At 40.7% G+C, this 22,650-nt stretch carries 22 protein-coding genes; 7 read left to right on the top strand and 15 right to left on the bottom strand.

Annotated features, from left to right (window positions below):
- Positions 1-63: 63 nt before the first annotated feature.
- The 4 genes from AC1D7X_RS06100 to AC1D7X_RS06085 all read right to left on the bottom strand — a co-directional run bounded on the left by AC1D7X_RS06100 (position 64) and on the right by AC1D7X_RS06085 (position 4,100).
- Positions 64-444, bottom strand: a complete 381-nt coding sequence (locus tag AC1D7X_RS06100) for a RidA family protein (RefSeq protein ID WP_495455900.1) — start codon at positions 442-444, stop codon at positions 64-66.
- Positions 445-486: 42 nt separating this feature from the next.
- Positions 487-1,170: an NAD(P)H-binding protein gene (locus AC1D7X_RS06095; protein WP_495474895.1), complete on the bottom strand. Its 684-nt coding sequence runs from the start codon at positions 1,168-1,170 to the stop codon at positions 487-489.
- A 193-nt stretch (positions 1,171-1,363) separates the two neighbouring features.
- Positions 1,364-2,668, bottom strand: coding sequence for an MFS transporter (locus tag AC1D7X_RS06090; RefSeq protein WP_495474894.1), 1,305 nt, complete (start codon positions 2,666-2,668; stop codon positions 1,364-1,366).
- A gap of 31 nt (positions 2,669-2,699) precedes the next feature.
- The gene (locus tag AC1D7X_RS06085; RefSeq protein WP_495474850.1) at positions 2,700-4,100 is read right to left on the bottom strand and encodes a sensor histidine kinase; all 1,401 of its coding nucleotides are present in this window, start codon (positions 4,098-4,100) and stop codon (positions 2,700-2,702) included.
- A gap of 230 nt (positions 4,101-4,330) precedes the next feature.
- Between AC1D7X_RS06085 and AC1D7X_RS06080 the strand changes: the two genes are divergently transcribed.
- The 5 genes from AC1D7X_RS06080 (at position 4,331) to AC1D7X_RS06060 (ending at position 9,810) form a co-directional block, all read left to right on the top strand.
- Positions 4,331-4,984: a phosphatase PAP2 family protein gene (locus AC1D7X_RS06080; RefSeq protein ID WP_495474849.1), complete on the top strand. Its 654-nt coding sequence runs from the start codon at positions 4,331-4,333 to the stop codon at positions 4,982-4,984.
- Between the two features lie 302 nt (positions 4,985-5,286).
- A complete protein-coding gene (locus AC1D7X_RS06075) occupies positions 5,287-6,189 on the top strand; it encodes an FMN-binding protein (protein WP_495455896.1) in 903 nt (300 codons plus the stop codon).
- 78 nt (positions 6,190-6,267) lie between these two features.
- Entirely contained in the window at positions 6,268-8,142 is a 1,875-nt protein-coding gene (locus AC1D7X_RS06070; RefSeq protein ID WP_495455895.1) for an NAD(P)/FAD-dependent oxidoreductase, read from the top strand.
- A gap of 224 nt (positions 8,143-8,366) precedes the next feature.
- The gene (locus AC1D7X_RS06065; protein WP_495474848.1) at positions 8,367-8,825 is read left to right on the top strand and encodes a hypothetical protein; all 459 of its coding nucleotides are present in this window, start codon (positions 8,367-8,369) and stop codon (positions 8,823-8,825) included.
- Between the two features lie 4 nt (positions 8,826-8,829).
- Positions 8,830-9,810 (top strand): polyprenyl synthetase family protein, encoded by a 981-nt coding sequence (locus AC1D7X_RS06060; RefSeq protein WP_495455893.1) that lies wholly within the window; start codon positions 8,830-8,832, stop codon positions 9,808-9,810.
- A 172-nt stretch (positions 9,811-9,982) separates the two neighbouring features.
- On the opposite strand, the gene AC1D7X_RS06055 is transcribed toward AC1D7X_RS06060, so the two are convergent.
- The 7 genes from AC1D7X_RS06055 to AC1D7X_RS06025 all read right to left on the bottom strand — a co-directional run bounded on the left by AC1D7X_RS06055 (position 9,983) and on the right by AC1D7X_RS06025 (position 17,753).
- The gene (locus AC1D7X_RS06055) at positions 9,983-10,855 is read right to left on the bottom strand and encodes a UbiA-like polyprenyltransferase (protein ID WP_495455892.1); all 873 of its coding nucleotides are present in this window, start codon (positions 10,853-10,855) and stop codon (positions 9,983-9,985) included.
- A gap of 20 nt (positions 10,856-10,875) precedes the next feature.
- Positions 10,876-12,213: an aspartate aminotransferase family protein gene (locus AC1D7X_RS06050; protein WP_495455891.1), complete on the bottom strand. Its 1,338-nt coding sequence runs from the start codon at positions 12,211-12,213 to the stop codon at positions 10,876-10,878.
- 67 nt (positions 12,214-12,280) lie between these two features.
- Positions 12,281-14,209 carry a peptidase U32 family protein gene (locus tag AC1D7X_RS06045; protein WP_495474847.1) on the bottom strand — a complete coding sequence of 643 codons (1,929 nt, stop codon included), beginning with the start codon at positions 14,207-14,209 and terminating at the stop codon, positions 12,281-12,283.
- A gap of 33 nt (positions 14,210-14,242) precedes the next feature.
- Positions 14,243-15,073: an energy-coupling factor transporter transmembrane component T family protein gene (locus AC1D7X_RS06040; protein ID WP_495455889.1), complete on the bottom strand. Its 831-nt coding sequence runs from the start codon at positions 15,071-15,073 to the stop codon at positions 14,243-14,245.
- Complete coding sequence (locus AC1D7X_RS06035) at positions 15,063-15,956, bottom strand: energy-coupling factor transporter ATPase (protein ID WP_495474846.1); 894 nt, start codon at positions 15,954-15,956, stop codon at positions 15,063-15,065. Before AC1D7X_RS06035 ends, AC1D7X_RS06040 begins: the two co-directional genes overlap by 11 nt.
- On the bottom strand, positions 15,932-17,377 hold the full coding sequence (locus AC1D7X_RS06030) for a Gx transporter family protein (RefSeq protein ID WP_495474845.1): 1,446 nt from the start codon (positions 17,375-17,377) through the stop codon (positions 15,932-15,934). Before AC1D7X_RS06030 ends, AC1D7X_RS06035 begins: the two co-directional genes overlap by 25 nt.
- Positions 17,361-17,753: a NusG domain II-containing protein gene (locus tag AC1D7X_RS06025; protein WP_495455887.1), complete on the bottom strand. Its 393-nt coding sequence runs from the start codon at positions 17,751-17,753 to the stop codon at positions 17,361-17,363. The genes AC1D7X_RS06030 and AC1D7X_RS06025 overlap by 17 nt, the downstream gene beginning before the upstream one ends.
- 841 nt (positions 17,754-18,594) lie before the next feature.
- Between AC1D7X_RS06025 and AC1D7X_RS06020 the strand changes: the two genes are divergently transcribed.
- Positions 18,595-18,933: a L,D-transpeptidase gene (locus tag AC1D7X_RS06020; RefSeq protein ID WP_495455886.1), complete on the top strand. Its 339-nt coding sequence runs from the start codon at positions 18,595-18,597 to the stop codon at positions 18,931-18,933.
- Positions 18,934-18,957: 24 nt separating this feature from the next.
- On the opposite strand, the gene AC1D7X_RS06015 is transcribed toward AC1D7X_RS06020, so the two are convergent.
- The gene (locus AC1D7X_RS06015) at positions 18,958-19,773 is read right to left on the bottom strand and encodes a squalene/phytoene synthase family protein (protein ID WP_495455885.1); all 816 of its coding nucleotides are present in this window, start codon (positions 19,771-19,773) and stop codon (positions 18,958-18,960) included.
- 317 nt (positions 19,774-20,090) lie between these two features.
- Between AC1D7X_RS06015 and AC1D7X_RS06010 the strand changes: the two genes are divergently transcribed.
- Complete coding sequence (locus AC1D7X_RS06010; RefSeq protein WP_495455884.1) at positions 20,091-20,672, top strand: YitT family protein; 582 nt, start codon at positions 20,091-20,093, stop codon at positions 20,670-20,672.
- 109 nt (positions 20,673-20,781) lie between these two features.
- On the opposite strand, the gene spoVAE is transcribed toward AC1D7X_RS06010, so the two are convergent.
- From spoVAE to spoVAC, 3 genes are read right to left on the bottom strand one after another with little or no spacing between them, the layout of a single operon-like run.
- Entirely contained in the window at positions 20,782-21,132 is a 351-nt protein-coding gene (gene spoVAE / locus AC1D7X_RS06005; RefSeq protein WP_495455883.1) for a stage V sporulation protein AE, read from the bottom strand.
- Complete coding sequence (gene spoVAD, locus AC1D7X_RS06000) at positions 21,129-22,148, bottom strand: stage V sporulation protein AD (protein ID WP_495455882.1); 1,020 nt, start codon at positions 22,146-22,148, stop codon at positions 21,129-21,131. Before spoVAD ends, spoVAE begins: the two co-directional genes overlap by 4 nt.
- Position 22,149: 1 nt before the next feature.
- Positions 22,150-22,629, bottom strand: a complete 480-nt coding sequence (gene spoVAC, locus AC1D7X_RS05995) for a stage V sporulation protein AC (protein WP_495455881.1) — start codon at positions 22,627-22,629, stop codon at positions 22,150-22,152.
- Positions 22,630-22,650: the final 21 nt, after the last annotated feature.

Genomic DNA, 22,650 nt, shown 5'->3' with positions numbered 1-22,650 from the left:
GCTGAATTACGCGGGAACACCAGCGTAATTCAGCTTTTTTAAACTACAGATACTATTTCAATACTATTTCTTTAATACTACTGCTTCGATCTCAACCAATGCATCTTTAGGAAGACGCGCAACCTCAACAGCACTACGTGCAGGGAACGGTTGTGAGAAGAATGAGCTATACACTTCGTTCATCGCAACAAAGTCATTCATATCTTTAAGGAAGACCGTTGTCTTCACGACTTGGTCCATTTCTGCTCCTGCAGCTTCTAGAATAGCCTTCAGGTTCTGAAGTGATTGACGTGTCTGTCCCTCAATACCCTGTCCAAATTCTCCAGTCGCTGGGTTAAGACCTAGTTGTCCTGATGTAAAAATAAATCCACCTGCTTCGATTGCTTGGCTATAAGGCCCGATTGCTCCTGGAGCAGATTCCGTTGAAATGGCTTGTTTACTCATAGTTGCATCCCCTCTCAATGTCGTTTATTTGTTAAGTGAAGATTACTTGATAATCTTTATTGTATCAGCCCAAACTGTATAAATAACATCATTCGGATAAATATGTACTCCGGTCGGACCCGTTATCGCAATCCTCACCATCGCGTTTGCCACCACTTCTGCAGGTATTGCCCGATATTTAGCCGCTTTACCCCGGAAAAGAAAATCAAACGTTGTCATGAAGAATGCACCTACTCCTTCGCCCAACCTTTTCTCATCACGATTCCCTAGTAGCAAAGAGGGACGAAAAAAGTGAACCCCTGTCATTCCTACTGCCGATATAGCATTCTCTACTTCACCTTTGGTTCGGTTATAGAATACCCGAGATAAAGAGTCAGCCCCCATCGCAGTCACACACATAAATTGGTGAGCCCCTGCTGCATGTGCTAGTTCCGCTGCAACAAGTGGATATTCAAAATCCACCTTTCGAAATTGTTCTTGAGATCCAGCTTTCTTGATTGTTGTTCCCAAACAACAAAATACATCTCGCACATCCGTGAACAACTCCGGGCGTTGATCCAAGTGGTCCCAATCCACCACAACCTCCATCAGCTTGGGATGCTGTATACCTAGAGACTTTCGAACAAGTACCTTGACTACATCATATTCCTTTCGCTTTAACAATTCCTTAACTACAAATCCTCCGACTAATCCAGTGGCACCTAGTACCACGGCTTGAGCTCCCATGGGATCCTCCTTAAAGTTATTGCATTGTAAGGACTGCTTGTGATACTTCGCAATAACTAGCATCGTAAGCATGTCTCTTAAAGTTATTGCATTGTAATAACTACTTTGCCACTTCGCAATAACTAGCATCGTAAGCATAACCCTTAAAGTTATTAGAGCGCCGCATCTTGGGATACTTCGATAATAACTAGCTTCATAGTCTACTCGCTTTGTTTCCCTCTTTGAGAATTCGACGTCCGAATGTTAACGCTACAATTAGCATAGCAAAACCAACAACGGTCTGGAAGCCGTAATGCTGAACCCAGTCTGGGAAGCCTTCCATCATGTTATAGATTTGACCACCAAACACAGGTCCAAGGAAAGAAGTTACGCCCGTTATTGCAGCATACATAGCTATGAACATAGGTCGTTCGCCTTTCGGCGTATCTCCAATCGTGAAGTTAAATACTAATTGATTGAACCCACCAACGCCTACCCCTAGCAGAATATGTGAGATAATCAGCACGAGAAGCATAGGAAGAAAGGATAGAGATCCCCATACTAAACAGGATAGTGCAATAATCGGTAGTGTCCAGAATAGGAGTGTCTTATTGCTAAATCTAGCATTCAGGTTACCCCAAATATAGAAACTAACCATCATAGAGACCGTCTGGACGACAGTTAACAAGGATACGATCTGATAGCTTATATGTAATAAATCTAGCATAACGTAGGAAAATAGAGGCACCACTAGTGTCTGAAGAAATAACCAGATCGCTAGGAAAATAGTAGACTTCATAAATGGCCCATCACGGAGTGGTTTTCTCATCATAGGCAACATCCGATTCTCCGTTGAACGTTCAAAAGGGACATCCGGATAAAAAATGAACATCACAATATTAGATATAGCAAAAATCCATACCAATATGAATAAGATTAGAAATCCCGTACTTTCCGGGTTACTATCCAATATTTTTCCGCCAACAAACAACATAATACTTCCCAAAGCATTTAAAAATGTATTACGAATCCCAAAATATCTGCCCCTGACGCCCGCGGGTACGATATCACTGATCAATGATGCCCATAATACCCCCACTACGGTATTCGCCATAAATGCTGAGGTGTACAGAATAATAAAGACGGGGACCCACCATTCTTTATCGAATATAAAGGGAATAAGTCCTGTAGAACTCCAGAGTATCCTATGAAGTGTGACGAATATAACCAGTGTCCACTTTCGACTCTGTAATTTCTGAATCATGAATGCAATAAATAGTTGTGCAACGTTCACTAACGTCGTGATGGCAATTACGAATCCCACTACTCTCGAGTTAGCACCTAAGTACAATAAATATCCCGTGAGAAAGGGGCCTCCAAGTAATGTTTGAAAAATAGTAGAAGGTATTCCTTCTCCTGTTGCAATAAACAAATGTTTGCGTTGAAGCGAAGGTTTCCGCTTTCTCTTAGAAGCAGTAGGTATCGTGATGCACTCCTTTGCAAATCTCTCTTTTTTCATCATTCTACACTCAAGTAATAATCTGTCAATCTTATTTAAGAGGCAAAAATAATGAAAAGGTACTACCCTTCCCTTCTATGCTCTCCACGGTTAGGAATCCCCCTAATAAATAGGCTAAATTACGGCTAATAGACAACCCAAGTCCAGTTCCACCGTATTTGCGACTTATGGTACCATCTGCTTGTTGAAAAGCATCAAATATCACCTGGTGTTTATCTTGTGCAATACCAATCCCCGTATCCGTAACGGAGAACACCATCCATCCTAACTCACTACCCTGCTCAAGTTGTACCTGCTTATGAAGCTGGAGCGTAACAGCCCCTTCACGAGTGAATTTGAAAGCATTGGTTAACAAATTCAACAAGATTTGCTGTACTCGCTGTGGATCACAATAAATCGTCTCTGGTAAATTGTCACCCATTAAGATTTCAAATCGGATATTCTGCTTCTCTGCAATGACATCAAATTGCATCTGAAATAATTCTGGAATTTCACTTACATTCATATCTTCATTCGATATTTCAAGTTGTCCAGCTTCCACTTTAGACATGTCTAAAATATCATTTATTAACCTTAATAGATCATGCCCCGATTTATAAATAATGTTGCCATACATCGCTGTTTCATCCACTGTTCTGGACTCATCCTTTTCGCTAACCATCTCTGCAAGGTTAATAATGCTATTCAGGGGTGTACGTAGCTCATGCGACATGTTCGCGAGAAATTCCGTTTTATACTGTGATGAACGCAATAGCTCTTCTGCTCTATCTTTCAGGATGATTTGAGCTTTACGTAACTCTTCAGCTTGATTAGACAATAATACGTTTGAATGTTTGACCTTAATCATACGCAATTGCTCTTGATAGAAATCAAGTAGGATAAGACCAAAGATCAAGCTAATTACAATACCTAATGACATCGTGATCGGAAGAATTTCTAGAATATACACGTTAAACGGAATGACTCCAAATATGGCGATATTAATTCCGTTCACTATATTAATAACGACAATTGCAATTAGACCTCTTTTTATCAAGCTAAACTGTTGTCTATTCATCCAAATGTACAATCCTGCCGCCACAATACCCAAGATAGTTAAATTCACAAATCCCGCAGTTGCTGCTTCGTTAACACCTAATGTATATCTGGAGAGTCCTATTCCCAAACCGATAACAATCAGAGAAAAGGGTTCTCTACACGACACAATCGCTACTACTAATGGTAAGAAACGAAGATCCATAATAACCGTATCCGATACATGGTACCCAAAAAACATGGTAAGCCATCCACAAAAAATCACCAACAGAACATAACTAACATTTTTGGTTAGTGCCGATGTGAAATTCAACAAGTATTTATATACCAGATTTGCTAGATAGGCAACTGTAATTAAAATTGATGTATTGATAAGAAATTGCTTTAGGTAATCCATTTACTCACTCCTATGATGTCACTCACAAAAAAAACCAACAAAATCATCATACCATTAATATCTTATATTGTTATTTAATCCAAATTGTATCATTAGGTTCCTATCATTATACTTCGTTTGTTTACAACGATTTATAGTAGTATAATAACTTTTCTTGTTATGCTTGTGTTGTATATGTTTTGATTAAAATTGTATTATTATCATTATTAACTAATAAAGGGGTTATTGACGTGTTATCTCGGTTAAATAAATCATATATAGGATCTCTTAGTCTTCTTCTTTCACTCGGGATTATGGGTCTATTCTATAATGTTCTAAATGCATTCACGCACGATTCTTTCGTTCTTTCCTCACCTATCGATAATTTGATTCCACTAGTACCTGCAATGAGTCTACCTTACTTGGGATGGTATCCTTATATTTTTCTAACGATGGCCATTTTGTGTTGGAAAGATCGTCAACTTTATTTCAGAACACTTCTATCAATGAATATTAGTGTTACCATATGCTATTTGATATATTACTTTTTCCAAACAACGGTACCTCGTCCTATGGTCATGGGAGACGGCTTGGATATTCAAATGTTGCAGTGGATCTATGGACACGATGAACCGTTCAACTGCTTTCCGAGTATACACTCCTTGTACTCTTTTCTCGTAATGAGAGCTTCTTGGAATTCAAAAAAATTAAGACTCCGCACAAAGATCATTTTTTCTGTATGCTCTTTAACCATCATCTTGGCAACTTTTATGATAAAGCAACATGTCATTTATGACGCAATCGCTGCTATTTTCTTAGGAGAAGCCGTCTTCATTCTAATTACTTCTAGCTTAAAGGTCCGCAAAAAGGCTCGTACCAAATGGAATGAGCGGTATAGCGATTAAAATTCCCTTATATTTTTATGTTTTTTTCCCTCTTTCTCCCTCAAATCGACAGATATTGATAAAAAGAGACCGTTGAGGGAAAAAAAACATTTAAAATTAGTAATATATTTTGAATTATGTGATTTTTTTCACATATATTGAGACATTAATCATGGTAACATTTTCTTGTAAGTGAGGATTAACGCAATATCTCCTTATATTTTTCCAATATGGTGAGTTTCTCAGATAGCGAAGTGTGCTCTATTGTCACAATAGTTCACATTTTAATATATAAAATTCAATTATTACGGGGGTTAATACGAATGAAAAAGAAATGGTCTATCCTATTGTGCAGTTTGATGATGGTTGGTGTACTGGCAGCATGTGGGAACAACAATAATGAAGCAGCAACACCTGCTACTACTGAGCCAGCTACTTCTACAGAAGCTGTTACACCAGCGACAACAGAGACACAAGGTCAATATAAAGATGGAGCTTATTATGCAGAAGGAGAATTCGATGCTGAGAGCGGATGGAAGCCTTACATCGTTCTTACTGTGAAAGAAGGAAAAATCGCTACTGCAGATTGGAACTTCGTTAGTTCTAAAGGCGGACCAGATAAGAAAGCACTAGATAAAGCTGGTAAATACGGTATGAAGGCCAATGGTAAAGCTCAAGCCGAATGGTATGAACAAGCAGCTCTTGCTGAACAATTCTTAATTGAGAAACAAGATCCTACTGCAATTACTTTGGATGCTGAAGGTAAAACGGATGCCATCTCTGGGGTATCTATTCACGTTAGCGACATGACTACTTTAGCTAAAAAAGCATTAGATGCTGGTCCTGCTGAACCTGGAGCATACAAAGATGGATCCTATCATGCTGAAGCAGATGCATTCGAAGCTGATTCAGGTTGGAAGAGTACCGTTGATCTTACTGTTGCTAACGGAAAAATCATGTACGCATTCTTCAGTGGTGTAAATGAAGCAGGAGAAGATAAACAAACGAACTCTATAGAAGGAAAATATGGTATGAAAGCCAATGGTGGTTCGGTTGCTGAATGGCACGAAGAAGCTCAAGCTGCAGAAGCTTTCTTGATTGAGAAACAAGATCCAGCTGCAATTACTATGAATGCAGAAGGTAAAACAGATGCTATCTCTGGCGTAACCATTCACGTATCTGACTTTGTTACATTGTCCCAAAAAGCTCTTGAAGGTGCTAAATAATCTTTCTTATAAACACTAGAGAATTATAGGTACTATTAAGCGCTGGAACATATTAGATATATAACGAGGTGACTATCAGTGAAGAAAATTGTCCTGTTGGGCGGAGGTTACGGTGGCGTTCTCACAGCTAAGAAATTAGCTCGTAAATTTAAGAAGAACGAAGACGTTCAGATTCAATTGATTGATCGTAATCCATATCATACATTATTAACAGAACTTCATGAGGTAGCGGCTAATCGTACTCCTGAAGATGCCGTTAAGATCGATCTCAAGAAGATATTTGCCAATCAGAAGGTCGATGTTGTCCTTGATGATATTCAAAAAATTGATTTTGAAGCTAAAACATTATCATCAGAGAAAGCAAAATATGATTATGACTATTTAGTCATAGGTACAGGTAGTAAACCTACTTTCTTCGGAATTCCTGGAGCAGAAGAAAATGCATTCTCTCTATGGTCCTTCGAAGATGCAGTTCGATTGAAGGAACAGATTCGCAACATGTTCAGTGAAGCTGCCAAAGAATCGGATCCTATTATCCGTAAAACTAAGCTATCCTTCGTTGTCGTTGGAGCTGGATTCACAGGTGTGGAACTGATCGGTGAAATGGCTGAATTCCGCGATGAACTGTGTAAGGAGTTCTATATTAATACGCATGACGTTCGCTTGGTCGTTGCGGATATGGCTCCTAAGATTCTACCTATTCTTCCAGATAAGCTCATTGCTAAATCAGAGAAGCGTCTTCGTAAATTGGGTGTCGAGATCATTACGAATGCCAAAATTACGGGTGTTGATCCAACTGCTGTCCTACTTGGAGATAAAGAGATCGCAGCCAATACAATAGTATGGACGGCTGGGGTTGAAGGATCTGACCTTGTAGGTTCATTAGATGTGAAGCAACAAGGTCGCAGACGTATTGAAACTAACGACAAGTTACAAAGCTTGGATCATGAGAATGTATATGTTGTTGGAGATAATATTTTCTTCATTCCTGAAGGTGAGACTCGTCCTGTACCTCAAATGGTCGAGAATGCCGAACACGCAGCTCCACTCATTGCTCATAACATCCATGCCGATGTAATGGGTACAGAGAAGAAATCATACAAACCTGCATTTCATGGTACGATGGTCTCCATCGGAAGCCGTTATGGTGTGGCCAATGTAGGACTTCCTAATAAGATGTTCATGCTTACTGGATTTATGGCCATGGTATCTAAGCACTTTATTAATTTATTCTATCTTTCTACCGTTGCTGGATTTAATAAAATATGGACTTACCTGATGCATGAGTTCTTCCATGTTGAGAATCGCAGAAGTTTCCTTGGTGGTCATTTCTCCAAACGTTCGCCTAACTTCTGGCTCTTCCCACTCCGTATCTTTGTTGGGTTCATGTGGATTAAAGAAGGTTGGGATAAGGTTAGTAATCTGATCGAGGATCCATCTCGAATATTCCTGATTCCTGCCTCCCCATTGGCTGATGCTACATCCGCTGCGAGTGAAGCTGTCAATGCTGTTGCAGAAACAGTCGATGCTCAAGCTGCAGCTTCTGCTGTTGCTACAACTGGTGAGACCTTAACCGCTCTCCCTGTACCTGGATTTATTACTAGCATCATGAATACCTTTATGGATATATTCTTCTATACCTCAGATGGTGGTTACACCGTACTCGCTGAAATATTCCAAATTGGCATGGTTGTTGCCGAAATAACGTTGGGTGCATTACTTATCTTGGGTCTATTCTCAGCTATCTCATCGATTGCAACCATCGGTCTGGGCGTTATGATCTGGACTTCAGGTATGGCACCAACTGAAATGATATGGTATGTAACGGCTGCTATCGCCTTAATCGGCGGTTCAGGAAGCGTATTGGGTCTTGATTACTATGTACTTCCTTGGTTGAAACGCCATTGGAAGAAGATCCCGCTCGTCAGAAGATGGTACTTATTTACGGACTGATGTCCTTACCATTTCTTAAATTAGCAACGCTAGATAGTTTGAACCTAACTACCGACCTTAAATGATTGATTTTCTATTCAATCTGTAGAAATTTGGGGAGATCACTTTAGTTCAATCTATATAGATACATTAGAGTAATGTGCAATTCGCACATTACTCTCCTTATTTTATATGATCTAGAAGGGTTTATTGGCATAAGAAAACCGATCCAAGGGGTGAAGAATATGCACACACAACTTATGAATGAAACCTTCCTCTTACTCCAAGCTGAGTGTTCTCCAAAGGCGGGAATTATGTTGGATATCGATCGTACAGAAATGCTGGTTACGGAAGCCTTATTGAATAGTTACGACTTACTTTATGAACGTAAAGTTCGTCTTCTCGCACTTTATACTATCCTTAAGATAGCGACAAGTCGGCATAAAGACTGCCATTATTCTGATCCTAACCTTACCCGTAAGGTATTAGATGGTGATTATTTATACAGTCTATATATTCAATTAGCCGTCCAGTATGATGAAATAGATCTGATAACCTACCTAGCACCCCACATCAAGAAGTGGCAAATTCGAGGGGCTGAGGGGCATTCTGAAGTTGAGTTCTTGTTCACCTGTTTGGAGCAGTTCTTAAATCATGAACTCAGACGAGATGTGGACTCCACAACCGTAGAACAGGTAGGGTAACAACATGAAACTACACGAGAGCCTGAATATTAATTTACGACGGATCAACAAAACCATTGAAGATATCGTTCGATTGGATCGAGATGTACCTGCTTCCTCTGTTATTTCTAAGAGTATCCTTGAGCTTGTTCGATCCGGTGGAAAAAGAGTACGCCCTTTGATGCTCATTGTAGGGAGTCGGTTCGGTACCCTTCCAACTGGCAAGCTACAAGTTCAATTAGCTGCTGCTGCAGAATTCATCCACGCTTCTTCTCTGATTCATGATGATATTATTGACCGATCAGATATGCGACGGGGGCAACCCTCTATGCATACAACGACAGGTGTATCTGAAGCTATTCATATTGGGGGCTATATGTCTGCCCGGGTGATAGAACTCCTCTCTGATTATTCTACAAAGAGACAGCATTATATTCATGACTTATCTGCTATCGCAACCACTCAACTCTGTCTTGGAGAGTATGAGCAACTTGAACACCGATATGATTATGATCTAACGTTAGATCAATATTTAGAGAAATCTATGAACAAAACAGCGCAATTAATGGCTACTTGTCTACGCGTAGGAGCTTTATCTACAGAAGCTGATCCTGAAATTGCAGACCAACTGTACAAGTTCGGCGAGTATCTAGGGATGTCGTTTCAGATTCAAGATGATCTTCTCGATTTCACCCAGACTCCTGATGTCCTTGGGAAACCTGCTGGAAGTGATCTTATTCAGGGACAAGTCACACTACCCGTCTTATATGCCCTACAGAAACCTGAACTAGCAGGCATCATTAGAGCGGTCTATGACGGTTCCACCCCTGAAGAAATTCAAGAGGCCATAGACGCGGTGCGTTCATCTGGAGCGCTAGAACAAACAGAAGAACTTAATCAGGAGTATTTAAATAAAGCTCAAGCTATTATTGATCAGCTATCCTCTTTCCCTGCACATCATGATCTTCAAACTTTACTTGATTATTTCGCAGGACGTGACCATTAATACAATAGATTCTCTGTAAGTGATGTCTTACAGAGTACATGGATTGGCGGAAGATGTAGCTGAATTTCACAATAAAATGATGTACAAGAAGACAGCAGGTCAAGGTGATTATCCTTGACCTGCTGTTTGGGCTTTCGGGTTCATTATAGTCCTTGTTTAGATGCTTAATTATTTATGCAATGAAGAAGAAATCGATTAACGTACAAATTACGATCACCATGCTAATCACTTGATTTAGATTATAGGCAGCAATCTTCATTAATTTAGGTTGATTCGGTCTGATAATACCATGCTCCGTCATGAGTAATATCGCTGCAATACCTAGTCCAATTAGATACATCCAACTTAAATCTCTGAAATAATAAAGAAATACTAAAAGGATAAGCATAACACCATGCATTCCTTTAGCCATCCATAGAGCCATCTTTAGCCCGAAAAAGCTAGGAATGGACCATAAGCCATACTTACGGTCAAACTCGATATCTTGTGTTCCATAGATAACATCAAAGCCCGCTATCCAGAGCATTACAATTGTCCCTAACACAAAGGGTGTAAAGGCAAACTGTCCAGTCACGGCAAACCATGCTCCTATGGGTGCAGACGCAATTACAAATCCTAGATAAAGGTGGCTAAGCCAAGTGAATCGTTTCGTGTAAGAATACACCGTGATCAGAACAATAGCCACCGGAGACAATACCATACACAATGGATTGAGCATAGAAGCCGCAATTACAAAAATAAAATAATTAATAATTACAAAAAGAGTCACTTCACGTGTCTTAAGTAGTTTCTGTGGAAGATGTCTTGTAGCCGTACGTGGATTCTGTTCATCAATCTTACGATCAGCTAATCGATTGAAGGCATTGGCTCCGTTACGTGCACCAATTAGGGCAATTAACCCCCAGATCATAATCCACCACGACGGCCAGCCACCCGCTGCCCATACCATTGAAATCACAGCGAAAGGTAAAGAAAATAACGTATGTGAGAACATTACGAGTTCACTAAATTGTTTACCTTTTTGAATTATTGTTTTCGTAGTCATAGGTTATACACCATTCATCCTCAATGATGATCCCTTTCTGGCAAGTCTTCTACCGCTCCAGATTGTTCTTGTTCTATTCTCGTTAATACGATATCCAGTTCCGTCAACATCTTCTGTACGTCCTTATGCTGAATCACTAGAGGTGGCTGAAATGCCAATACATTACGATGAATCCCGTTCTTCCCAATAAGGAATCCGTGATCCTTCATCTCCTCAAGCACCTGATCCACAAGCATAGCCCCAAGGTCTGGCTTGCCAGTCATGAGTTCCGCACCAATCATTAATCCTTTGCCACGAACTTCTGAGATTACAGCCCCATGCCTATCCATAAGCTCTTCTAGTCCCTGCATGAGAAGATCACCAAGTTCCGCGGAGCGTTCAACTAGGCTCTCTTCACGGATGTAATCTAGTACAGCCATTCCTGTAACAGAAGATACAGGATTACCTCCAAATGTGGATGCTGAAGGTCGATTTAAAGACGCTGCAATGTGATCGGTCGTAGCGAAAGCTCCAATAGGAACACCATTCCCCAGTGCTTTTGCCATCGATATGATATCAGGTACGACATTGAAATGTTCTATAGCAAACATCCGACCTGTACGGCCGAATCCTGTCTGAATTTCATCAGCGATCATCAGCACACCATATCGCTCAAGACGCGTCTTCACTTCCTGTAGGTAACCCTCTGGAGGAATGATGATCCCCCCATTGCCTTGAATGGGTTCTATGATCAATGCAGCAATGGTATCTCCCTTAGTCTCGAGTATCCGATCAAGCGCCTTAAGGGACTCTTGAGCGGCCTCTTCTGGAGTCACCCCTAAGCAGTAGGGACGTGGAATGAAATATACTTCATCCTCTAAGTAGGGGTCTGTACGCCACATGGACAACCCTGTAACACTCATCGTCAGATTACTTCGACCATGTAGGCCGTGTTCAAGAGCGATAAACCCTTTACGTCCCGTATGCATTCTAGCTAATAGAAGTGCTCCCTCATTGGCTTCGGTGCCACTGTTCACAAAAAATGTCCGTCGAAGATCTCCTGGCAACAATTGTGCAAGTCGTTCAGCTAAATTGACAATGGGTTGTGTTAAATAAATAGTAGACGTATGTTGTAGCTTCTGAAGCTGGTTCATTGTTGCACCTATAATAGAAGGATTGCAGTGTCCACAAGCTACAACAGAGACACCTGCAAAAAAGTCTATATATTCCTGTCCCTGTTCATCGTACAAGTGTTGCATCGATCCTTTAACTATCTGTGGAGGTCTCTGGTAAAAGTGTTGAGTACAAGGGTAAAAATAGGATGCTCGCTTAGCCTTGATTTCTTCGGGTCCAATATCATGTTCTGTCATAACCTTCATGCGAAATCTCCCTCTCGTCTGATGCAGATGATTAAATAGTGTTATTTATTCCGTATTGTCCGTCCAATCAGTTAAATTGCAATGAGCCCAGTGTATATCCAGCATATACAGGATTAAGATGTTCAAACAGCTCGCCTGAAGAAGATTGTTCATGAATCGCTGCTTTGTAGGCACATATGATTGTACGTAACTCACTTACACTGTAGGTAGCACCTTCAATTCGGAAATGCGATAAGCCTGCCTCCGCTAGTTCCTTTACCATAGGTAGGTAACAGATTTCTTTAGCCAAGGTGAGATGATTGCGACCATGTTGGTCACGGTACACTGGGTTCTCTCCCTTATCCGTCATTAGAACAAGCACTGAATTATCGACATACCGATTATTTTCTTCTCCTACAGATTCATGTACCTCCGTGTTCTCATATAGATCATGTTCCATATACATAACCGTTGGAGACCCATGTACCACAGCTTCTAGAGGTACTGTAGATCTCTTAAGTAACTCTGTGAAATGTCCTGCTGTCATCTCTGGGGATATTGTCATTCTCTCTATACCTAGATCAGCATACATCTCAGCTGCTAAGTGGTTGTATATATTCAAGCTGGTATCTCCAACCATCGGATACCCTTTATCGGCAAATGCATGAATAGCACCGATATTCGTTACTACAAGTCCATCAATACCTAATGGATCTCGGGAAAGTAACTCACTGTACTGTTCAAAGTGTAACTCCGTCATCATCCGAGGCAATCCAAGATACAGCTTGGTTGCACCTTTTATACTGCTTAGTTCCATCATATTATTCTTCGTGAACGGGACATCTGGCAAATACACATCACCTGAAAGATATACATCATCAACACCTTCTTCTATCGCCATACGAGCTTGTTCCATATTATTCACACGAACACTTAAGCCTGGGCGAGAAGATGAATTCGTCTGTTGCACTTGTGCTAGTTGCTCCTGTAGCTCAGTCACACGCGCTTTCGTCATTGAACGTTCAGCCGTTGGTGTGCTGAATACCTTACCTGTACTATAGAACTTCCCTGTACCTTCATACCGTCGATTCATATTAGATAATCCTGGTTTACCGAAGGCATAAGCTGTGGAGAAGTCTCTTTTTCGATTCTCATACAATTTGCCACTATCCAATGTACGATCGTACCCGACCGGATCTTCAATATATCGATCTATGGCATCTCCATAACTGTTAATCAATAAAAGAATAAAGTTGACATCTCTCATCCGGCCTTCAATTTTGAACGAACAAATACCAGACTCTATAAGCTCCGGAATGTTCTCATACATATACATATCTTTCACCGCAAGGGGATAATCCGCTGGATAGACATTCCCATCTTTCTTCACACGATACTCCCATCGACATGGCTTCATACATTTACCACGACTTCCACTCATTCCAAAAACCGTAGAACTGAAATGACAGTTAGCACCATGAGCAACACACATATCACCATGAATGAAATACTCTAATTCCATTCCACTCTTAGTCCAAATATGTCGCGCTGTCTGTAGATCCATTTCTCTAGATGTCACAACACGAGTCACACCAAGTTCTTGTAACATGCGAACCGTCTCTAGATTATGGACATTCATCATGACTGAGGCATGGACGTTGAGATGAAGATTCATTTCCTGGATCAACATGATTACGGCATAGTCTTGAACGATCAATGCATCAACATGCGCTCCTTCAAGGAAACGCAGGTATTCTTTTGCCTCTTCAACATCTTCCTCACTCAGCAAGTTATTCACTGTGACATAGACTTTTTTATGTAATGCATGAGCTATTGCTGTTGCTTCAACAATCTCTTCAAGTGTGAAATTGTATCCTTTGCGCATCATACGCATATTTAGACTTGGTCCACCCAGGTAAACAGCATCACAAGGTGCCTGAATTACTTCCTTAAAAATTTCAAATGTACCGACAGGTGCAAGTAGTTCGATTTCTTTCCCATTAAAAAAACGTGCCATGATAGTCCCCTCCACCAAGAAGTAATGAATTCTTTAAAGCGTCCACAGTTCTCCCGTTCCATAACCCGACATCCACACCATAGCCATGAGCATGACAATAAAAAAGGTAATAAATACTGTGTCTCTCTTATTCCAGATGAGACGGTGAAACTTTGTTCGGGACTCTCCCATCCGGAATCCCCGAGATTCCATGGAATGGACCAGATCCTCTGCCCTTCGAAAAGCCCCCACCGTAACAGGAACAAGCAAAGATACAAGCATCTTTCCCTTCTCTTTCCATGGGAGTTCTCTTACATCGGCTCCCCTAGATGCTTGAGCTTTCATAATAATCTGAGTCTCTTCTAGAATTGAGGGTATAAACCGAAGCGCAATACTGACCATCAGCGTGAACCGATCCGGCGATACTCGGATAAGCTTAAGTGGCTTCAGAACCCCCTCTAGCCCTTGATTAAGGCGACCCGGCGTCGTTGTAAAAGTTAGAATGGCTGTAAAGGATACAAGAAACGCCATTCGTAACACGGAGAATAATCCAATCTTGAATCCTTCAACATAAAGATTCCAAGAACCCATACTCAAGAGGATGGGACCATTCTTGTCATCTACTTTTATAATTTGAACAATAAATATAAAGAGCATTAATACCCATAACGGCTTAGCAGCCCGAATGAAATACTTGATATGAATACGTGTTAACGCAATAATGGCTAAGGAAAATCCAACGACACAAGCCATTTCTAACCATGTATTGGACATAATAATAATCACTACATACAACATCATCGCTACCATCTTTGCACGAGGATCCAGACGATGTATCCATGAACCTGTATCAATCGTTCGACCGATCAGAAATTTATTGCTCATGATGATCCCTCTTCTCCATGAATTCCTCTGCATTGACAATTTGTGCAATTCGATTAGACATCGCTTCGGCACTCAAACAGGGCTCTTCGTTACTCAACCCGAATTTCTTGGATAGAGCTCGCCAATAACGTATCGATTGTGGAATCGCAATACCGTAAGCTTCCATTTGATCTGCTTGCTCAACTAAGGATTTAACTGAACCTTGAAATACAGTACTTCCTTCGTGTAGAACAATCCACTGGTTAGCAAAAGGAAGGAGCTCATCCATGCGATGTGTTACGATAATGACTGTTCTGCCTTCCTCTAGACATAGACGATGTAATAATTGAATTAATTCTGCCCTACTTACTGGATCTAGTGTTGCCGTCGGTTCATCAAGCACCAGCACTTCAGGATCCATAGCTAACACGGATGCAATGGCTACCTTTCGCATTTGTCCACCGCTAAGTTGAAATGGATTACGAGAAAGTAAGCTTAGGTCTAACCCCATCTTCTCCATGGCCGTACGCGCACGTTCTTTAGCTTCCTCTAGGCTAGCCCCGAAGTTCATCGGTCCGAAACATAGATCTTTCTCTACTGTATCTTCAAATAACTGCTGCTCAGGAAACTGGAAGACGAGTCCGACTCTTTTGCGTAATTGCTGAAGCTTGGGCGCCTTCTCTCCCCCTCTTATCGTAACGTCGAGTACCTGAACTGTGCCTGAAGTTGGCTTTAATATCCCATTGAACATCTGTAATAATGTAGACTTACCAGAGCCGGTGGCCCCAGCTATACCTACCAGTATCCCGGAATCCAATTGTAAATCTACCCCTTGAAGCGCTGATTGTCTCCACATGCTGTTCGCGTCATACTCATAATTCACTTGATCAAATGTAATGGCCATAGTGCCTCCGTAAATTCCTTCTCGCATTTGGGAATCGAAATATCCAAACCATGCTTATGCAACTCTCTCGTAAGCTGATAAGCAAACGGCGCAGTCAGATGAGTCATTTCAAGAAGTTCTTCATCCTGGAACAGTTCCGTTGGTGTTAGATCCGCAATGAACTTGCCTTCATGTAACACGAGGACTCGCTCTGAAGCTGCAATCTCTTGTGCATCATGTGTAATAGACAGAATTGTGTACTTTCTACTCTGATGCATGTCTGACAGAATAACTTGAAGGTCATTACGCGTCTTCTCATCCAACATAGATGAAGCTTCATCAAAAATAACGACTTCTGGTTCCATGCTCAGAATGGATGCAATCGCTACTCGCTGTTTCTGTCCTCCGGACAACTCGCTTGGATGCTTATGTAGTAGATCTGAGATGCCAAGCTTAGATGCATACGTCCTAACTCTATCCTCCATTACATCTATCGGAAGGCATTGTCCCTCAAGACCAAATACGATGTCATCCTCAACCGTCGTTCCAATAAATTGATTGTCTGGATTCTGAAACACCATGCCGATCGTCTGCCTAATCTTCCCTATAGTATTGGGTTGTAACTCTATGCCCTTCACCCTAATTGAACCTGCACTTTTCGGAAGCAGGCCATTAACAAGCTTCACGAGAGTTGACTTACCACAACCATTTGCACCGACCAATGTCACCCATTGTCCTTGTAGAATATTTACGGATATATTATCGATCACTGGATGTTCCTTATCATAGGTATAAGCAACTCCGACAAGTTCAATCGCTGAGTCATACTCACCTGGATCCAGAACAGGAGGTATCTCCTCATCGCGCTGCTGCCTGTTGTCCCTCGCATCCTTAACCTGTGACTGAAACTCTTCAAATAAGGATAACTTCGTTAAAGAAGGTACTAAGTATTTGACAGCAATTCCAACGAGGATACCCGTTACTAGACCTGTTACTAAGAGCAATGGCATATAATAATAAATATTAGAGCTTTGGAAGACAATCGATGCTGCCGTGATTTGACCGAAGTTGTGTCCTACTCCCCCGATGATACTCACACCAATCAAACTAACTTGATTGCGACCTAATTTCATCACTAGATACATCACGATGAAGCTAAACAATGACCCAAATAGGCTGAACAGCATACTTGAGAACGTCCCGAAGATAAATGCTGTAATAATGGTCTTTAATACTACTAACATCAAGGCATCTCGACCTCGTAAGAAATAGAGACAGGTTAGAATCATAATGTTCGCAAGCCCTAATTTGGCACCTGGTATTTGTAAATTAACAGGAATAATGGATTCCACAATACTTAGAACAACGGCTACGGCAGCAAAGATTGCAATAATAACTGTTTTCTTCAACAATCGTGTAGATTGTTCAGTTGACAATAGCATCTGGCTCATCTCCTACATCCTGCAATCCATTGATTTCAACCATAACGCGGTGAGGCAAACAAATAATGGTCTGTTTCGGTTTCGTAATAAAGCCAAAAGTAAGACATACTTTATCAGGACAATCTGTATCGTACATTTCAACTCCATAGTCATGTACTTTGATTACATTGGATCCGCGCATCGACTTAATCTCGATAATTTGTTCCTCTTTAGTTAATTCAACCGTTTTATACAACTTTCCATTCAAAGTAATATCGACTGTAAGGATTTCATTGTGATTTTTTTCACTTTCATTCTCAGGCAACCATCTGGGAACCAGAAAAAATAATGCCACAGCAGCAATAACAACAATGATCAGCAGGTCTCCGCGTTTCATGGTTAAACTCCCTTATATTTTAATTGTCTAAATCTTAGACGCTTTAATTATACCTATCTTCTGGAAATGCATCAACGAAAATTACATAATATTGGTACTTTTTTACGATTGTCATAGAACGATCAATTTACAGCTAAAATACGTCAATATTAATTCAAAACATGATTTTTATCACAAATGAATCCGGAAAATTTTGATATAATTCATGTCCAAATTGAGCGGTGATTTAGTAAAATTCCTAAATTCCTTCAAAATTGTACTATTATGACTCCTGTTATCCCGATCTGTGGGTATAACCGATTATCACATTACCATTCACATACCTATAAATCTGTTGAAATGATCCATGTTGCGAAAATAGGTTGATATCTGAACTTATATGTGATATGATATTTAAAGTGTTTAAATATTTTAATCCCCTAGCGTTCCTCGCAATTAGAATAACCCTTCACCAAATGAAGTTGAAATTTCTATTTTATTAAACCCAAATCAAGTAGATTTTTAAAGACGTATCTGATTCACACTGGCGCGGTCATTGGAGCCGTAAGGACAAAAGAGAGGTAGGGCTTTTGTTGTGTTAGAAGTCATTTATTCTGTAACCCAACTGCTAAAGGGACCAGCTGTAGCCGTAACACAAATGGCTCACAGGGATTAAATATATAGCTTGTCATGCTGCAAGCCAAAGCACCCTGAATACATATTTCGGGTGCTTTTTCAATTCAAAAAGAAACGGCTGTACTATCCTCTTTGAAGGATGGCACAGCCGTTTTTGCACTTCATTTATCTATTCACACCCAGACACCTGATTACATATCCTTAAATGAAAGGAGTGATCATGTATATGCCCAATTATCGAATTATTGTAGATCTCTCAGATCGAAATTTATATTTACTTGATGCTAATCGTGTTGTTAGGTCTTTCCCCATAGCCATTGGAAAGATGCTAACCAGAACACCAACAGGTGAATTCACGATTATAAATAAACAACCGAACCCAGGAGGACCATTTGGTGCCTTTTGGATGGGTCTCTCCAAACCTCACTATGGTATTCATGGTACGGATGATCCTTCCTCCATTGGAAGAGACGTATCCCATGGTTGTATTCGAATGTACAATAGCGATGTCCTTGCTCTGTCTTCCTTAGTCCCTATAAATACACGTGTAACTATTCGACCTTAAACACATCTGTATCATGCTTATAAATTATCTAACCGCTCCACTCACAATTTTAAGTACAGAAATACGGTTGAGTTTAGATTTCCCAGAAACGATAGCATCTAGTGTTCCGTTGGCTAGTGCAAGGGGTATTTTGCAGAAATTATAAATGGGGTCAAGCTTAATCCGACTTGTATAAGATTCCGCGATCTTCAAGTTCTGACGAGCATAATCAAGCATTTCATCAAAACTCCAACCTGGTGGATGGAAGTTCACTCCACGCTCTGAATCTATAGAACGATTACTAATAATATTCACCAGTTGTAATCCTCGGCCAAAGGCAACACTTTGATCTTTGTTTACGTTACTCTCGCCGTACATAGCCCATAAGTCAGACAACATGATTCCTACTAATCCCGCAACATAATAAGTATAATCATCTAAATCCTCTTTATTCTGAATATTCCAGTTCTTAACCACCCAATCAGCCATTCCCTGTGCCATAACCGATGTATAATGACACACCAAATCTACTGTCTTCAAGGGCGCTAGCTTGAGCCAATCTGTTATTCGCAGAGTAACCTCAGGTAAATAATTGTTATACGATTCAAATAAAGATACGAAATCTTCATTTGTATAGTTCTCTTTTAATAAAGTAGAAATCGACTGTAATAGAAAAATTTTATCTTCCTTAGGAAGTGTCTCGTGATCTTCAATTTCATCAATAGCTCTCATACTCAGATATCCTGCCGTAACAGCTTCTTGAAGGCCTGATCCTAGATGACTTATGGGGATAATAAATGTCCGGCTAGTCTGACCTAATACTTTCTTCGCATCTTTAAGTAATGCAGCATTCCCTTGCACAACTCCACTTCCTCTCTCAACTTCTCAGTTGCATTTTTAATATACTCACTTGATCTATATTTAGTATTTGATTTATTTATCATACAATACATTTACCCCAGATGCACATGACGAATAACATTATAATAGTCCTAATTAATACTAGTAAACCATTTCCACGTGACAGTACTCTGACAAGTCTACCGAGAAGTGCGGCTTCCGTGTACTAATTCAAATTCTACATACCAAAAAGAGGTATCCACTACATATCATGTATTAGCTATAACTAGCATATATATTAGACAAGTTATCGGGAAGCTTTTTGGGGAGCTGTGAACATGAATTCATTTCGTAAATACGCGATTATTATATTTGGATGTTTACTTATCGCTATAGGCACAGACTTCTACCTCGTCCCCTATAAAGTATTAGATGGTGGAGTCATCGGTATAGCACTAATCATCAATTACATGTTCTCCTACAGAATCGGACTAGTTATCCTATTGTTCAGCATTCCAATCTTCATCGTTGCATGGAAGCAAGATCGCGACATTTTTTATAATAGCTTAACTGGAATGCTTGTCTCATCACTCTTTATTGAGTTAGTAGCACCCTTTCAGTACTACTTCCTCTATTATATTGAAATAGGACCCCTTACGAGCTCTATGTTAGGTGGATTTCTGCTCGGAACTGGACTTGGCTTGATGTTGCGATTTGAGACAAGTACCGGCGGAACAGACTTACTCGCTAAATTAATATCCAAATATGTTCATTTGAACGTAGGGGTAATTATATTCTTAATTGATGGGCTTATCATCGGAATGGGTGGACTTCTTATTTCTTGGGAAACCTTCTTCTACTCGGTTATTTCAATTGTTTCAGGGGGTCTTGCGACAAGTATTTGCACGTTTAAGCACTAATTACAAGTAGACCCGGCAATGCCCCTTTTACAAAGGATCCGTATAATTTAAAAAAATGCTGTGATCCAAGGACATGAATCATCCTTAATCACAGCCTAATAGGAATGGTTTATCCCTTGGGCTTCACAAATAAAGCAGCCAAGAATGAGAATATAATCGCTGATGATATCCCCGCACTTGTTACTTTAAAGATCCCAGTAATAATCCCAATCCATCCATTTTTGTTTAATTCAGTTATAGCACCATGCACTAGTGCATTACCAAAACTCGTAATGGGAACAGAAGCCCCAGCACCCGCAAATTCAATCAATGGTTCATACCACCCTAAACCATCTAAAGCCGCACCTATCACCACAAGCAAGGTCATTGTATGTGCAGGATCTAGCTTAAATACATCGAAACATATTTGTCCAAAAACACATATAGCTCCACCAACTAAAAATGCCCATAAGAATATCACGAAATGTTCCTCCCTGCTTCAATAGATACGGCATGAGCGATACAAGGAATCGTTTCTCCTTGTTGAAAGCTAAGTGGGGATAAAAGAGCCCCCGTTGCAACAACAAGAATTCGATTAAGTTCCCCACGTTGCATGCGATTAAGTAAATGACCATAGGTCACGACGGCAGAACATCCACATCCACTTGCACCTGATTGCACCATCTGTGTGTCATAGTCATATATCATCATTCCGCAGTCGCTGTATTCGGTTTGTTGCATCGGAATGTTATGCTTCTTCAACAATTCACAAGCAATTTCGTATCCAATCTTCGATAGGTCTCCTGTTACGATTAAATCGTAATAACTGGGCTGAATTTCTAAATCACGAAAATGAGCCTCTATAGTATCAACAGCAGCTGGAGCCATAGCCGCACCCATATTAAATGGATCCGTGATCCCCATATCGATAACTCTTCCGATCGTAGCTGAGGTTACAACGGGCCCTTCCCCTTTATCTGACACTATGGCTGCACCTGCTCCAGTTACGGTATATTGAGCGGTTGGTGGTTTCTGTGATCCATACTCCGTTGGGTAGCGAAATTGTTTCTCCACACTTGCATTATGACTACAAGTACCTGCTAATGCATAATGAGCAGATCCGGAATTGACGATCATGGAAGCGAGAGCCAAACTCTCCATAGAAGTCGAACAAGCACCAAATACACCAAGATACGGGATAGATAAGGTGCGTGCCGCGAAGCTGCTACTAATGATCTGGTTCATGAGGTCCCCACCAACATAGAACTGGACCTGTTCTTTTGTCAGCCCTGCATTTTCTATCGCAAGTTTAGACGCCTCTTCAATCAATACCTTCTCGGCCTTCTCCCAACTTTTCTCTTCCAACATGGAATCTCCATGGATAATGTCAAAGTCCTCGGCTAGCGGCCCTCTTCCTTCGAAAGGTCCTACAACCGTTGCCTTTCCAAGAATCACCGGCTTATTCTCAAACACCCAACTTTGATGTCCCTTTAACATGTCATGAACCTCCTCCACCTTGAAATATCCACGTCAGTATACCAACGATAAAAGCGGCAACGGTACCGAACACAATGACTGGACCAGCAATTTTAAACATTTGTCCACCTATACCTAGCACAATGCCTTCACTTCGGTGCTCGATTGCCGCGGAAGCCATGGAGTTTGCAAATCCAGTAACTGGGACGGCCGTACCCGCTCCTGACCATTGAGCCAATTTATCGTATACTCCAAAACTGGTCAAAATAACAGAGATTAGGATCATGACGGCAACCGTTGGGTCGGCAGCTGTCTTTTCCGTAAATCCAGCCCAATGAACAAACATTTCTTGAACCGCTTGTCCTATTAAGCACAGTATGCCACCCGCGATAAAAGCCCGAAGACAATTTTTGAGAACAGGTCTTGGCGGTTCATTTCGCTTGGCTAGTTCCTGATATTCTTGTTGTGTGGGGGTTAAATTTTTCTTCTTGTTATTTGCCATGAGCATGGCCTCCATCCTTTT

The organism is Paenibacillus sp. Y568 (assembly GCF_059445545.1).
Note: the sequence above shows the minus strand (reverse complement) of the source record. Positions and strands in the feature narration are given on the sequence as shown.

Bases quoted from the DNA above. Each gene is read 5' to 3' on its own strand.
- AC1D7X_RS06050 (WP_495455891.1), bottom strand. From the start codon at position 12,213: ATGAAGGTTATGACAGAACATGATATTGGACCCGAAGAAATCAAGGCT.
- AC1D7X_RS06045 (WP_495474847.1), bottom strand. From the start codon at position 14,209: ATGGCACGTTTTTTTAATGGGAAAGAAATCGAACTACTTGCACCTGTC.
- spoVAC (WP_495455881.1), bottom strand. From the start codon at position 22,629: ATGGCAAATAACAAGAAGAAAAATTTAACCCCCACACAACAAGAATAT.
- AC1D7X_RS06060 (WP_495455893.1), top strand. From the start codon at position 8,830: ATGAAACTACACGAGAGCCTGAATATTAATTTACGACGGATCAACAAA.
- AC1D7X_RS06100 (WP_495455900.1), bottom strand. From the start codon at position 444: ATGAGTAAACAAGCCATTTCAACGGAATCTGCTCCAGGAGCAATCGGG.
- AC1D7X_RS06010 (WP_495455884.1), top strand. From the start codon at position 20,091: ATGAATTCATTTCGTAAATACGCGATTATTATATTTGGATGTTTACTT.
- AC1D7X_RS06065 (WP_495474848.1), top strand. From the start codon at position 8,367: ATGCACACACAACTTATGAATGAAACCTTCCTCTTACTCCAAGCTGAG.
- AC1D7X_RS06085 (WP_495474850.1), bottom strand. From the start codon at position 4,100: ATGGATTACCTAAAGCAATTTCTTATCAATACATCAATTTTAATTACA.
- AC1D7X_RS06035 (WP_495474846.1), bottom strand. From the start codon at position 15,956: ATGGCCATTACATTTGATCAAGTGAATTATGAGTATGACGCGAACAGC.
- AC1D7X_RS06025 (WP_495455887.1), bottom strand. From the start codon at position 17,753: ATGAAACGCGGAGACCTGCTGATCATTGTTGTTATTGCTGCTGTGGCA.
- AC1D7X_RS06020 (WP_495455886.1), top strand. From the start codon at position 18,595: ATGCCCAATTATCGAATTATTGTAGATCTCTCAGATCGAAATTTATAT.
- AC1D7X_RS06030 (WP_495474845.1), bottom strand. From the start codon at position 17,377: ATGCTATTGTCAACTGAACAATCTACACGATTGTTGAAGAAAACAGTT.
- AC1D7X_RS06095 (WP_495474895.1), bottom strand. From the start codon at position 1,170: ATGGGAGCTCAAGCCGTGGTACTAGGTGCCACTGGATTAGTCGGAGGA.
- AC1D7X_RS06090 (WP_495474894.1), bottom strand. From the start codon at position 2,668: ATGAAAAAAGAGAGATTTGCAAAGGAGTGCATCACGATACCTACTGCT.
- spoVAD (WP_495455882.1), bottom strand. From the start codon at position 22,148: ATGTTAAAGGGACATCAAAGTTGGGTGTTTGAGAATAAGCCGGTGATT.
- AC1D7X_RS06075 (WP_495455896.1), top strand. From the start codon at position 5,287: ATGAAAAAGAAATGGTCTATCCTATTGTGCAGTTTGATGATGGTTGGT.
- AC1D7X_RS06040 (WP_495455889.1), bottom strand. From the start codon at position 15,073: ATGAGCAATAAATTTCTGATCGGTCGAACGATTGATACAGGTTCATGG.
- AC1D7X_RS06055 (WP_495455892.1), bottom strand. From the start codon at position 10,855: ATGACTACGAAAACAATAATTCAAAAAGGTAAACAATTTAGTGAACTC.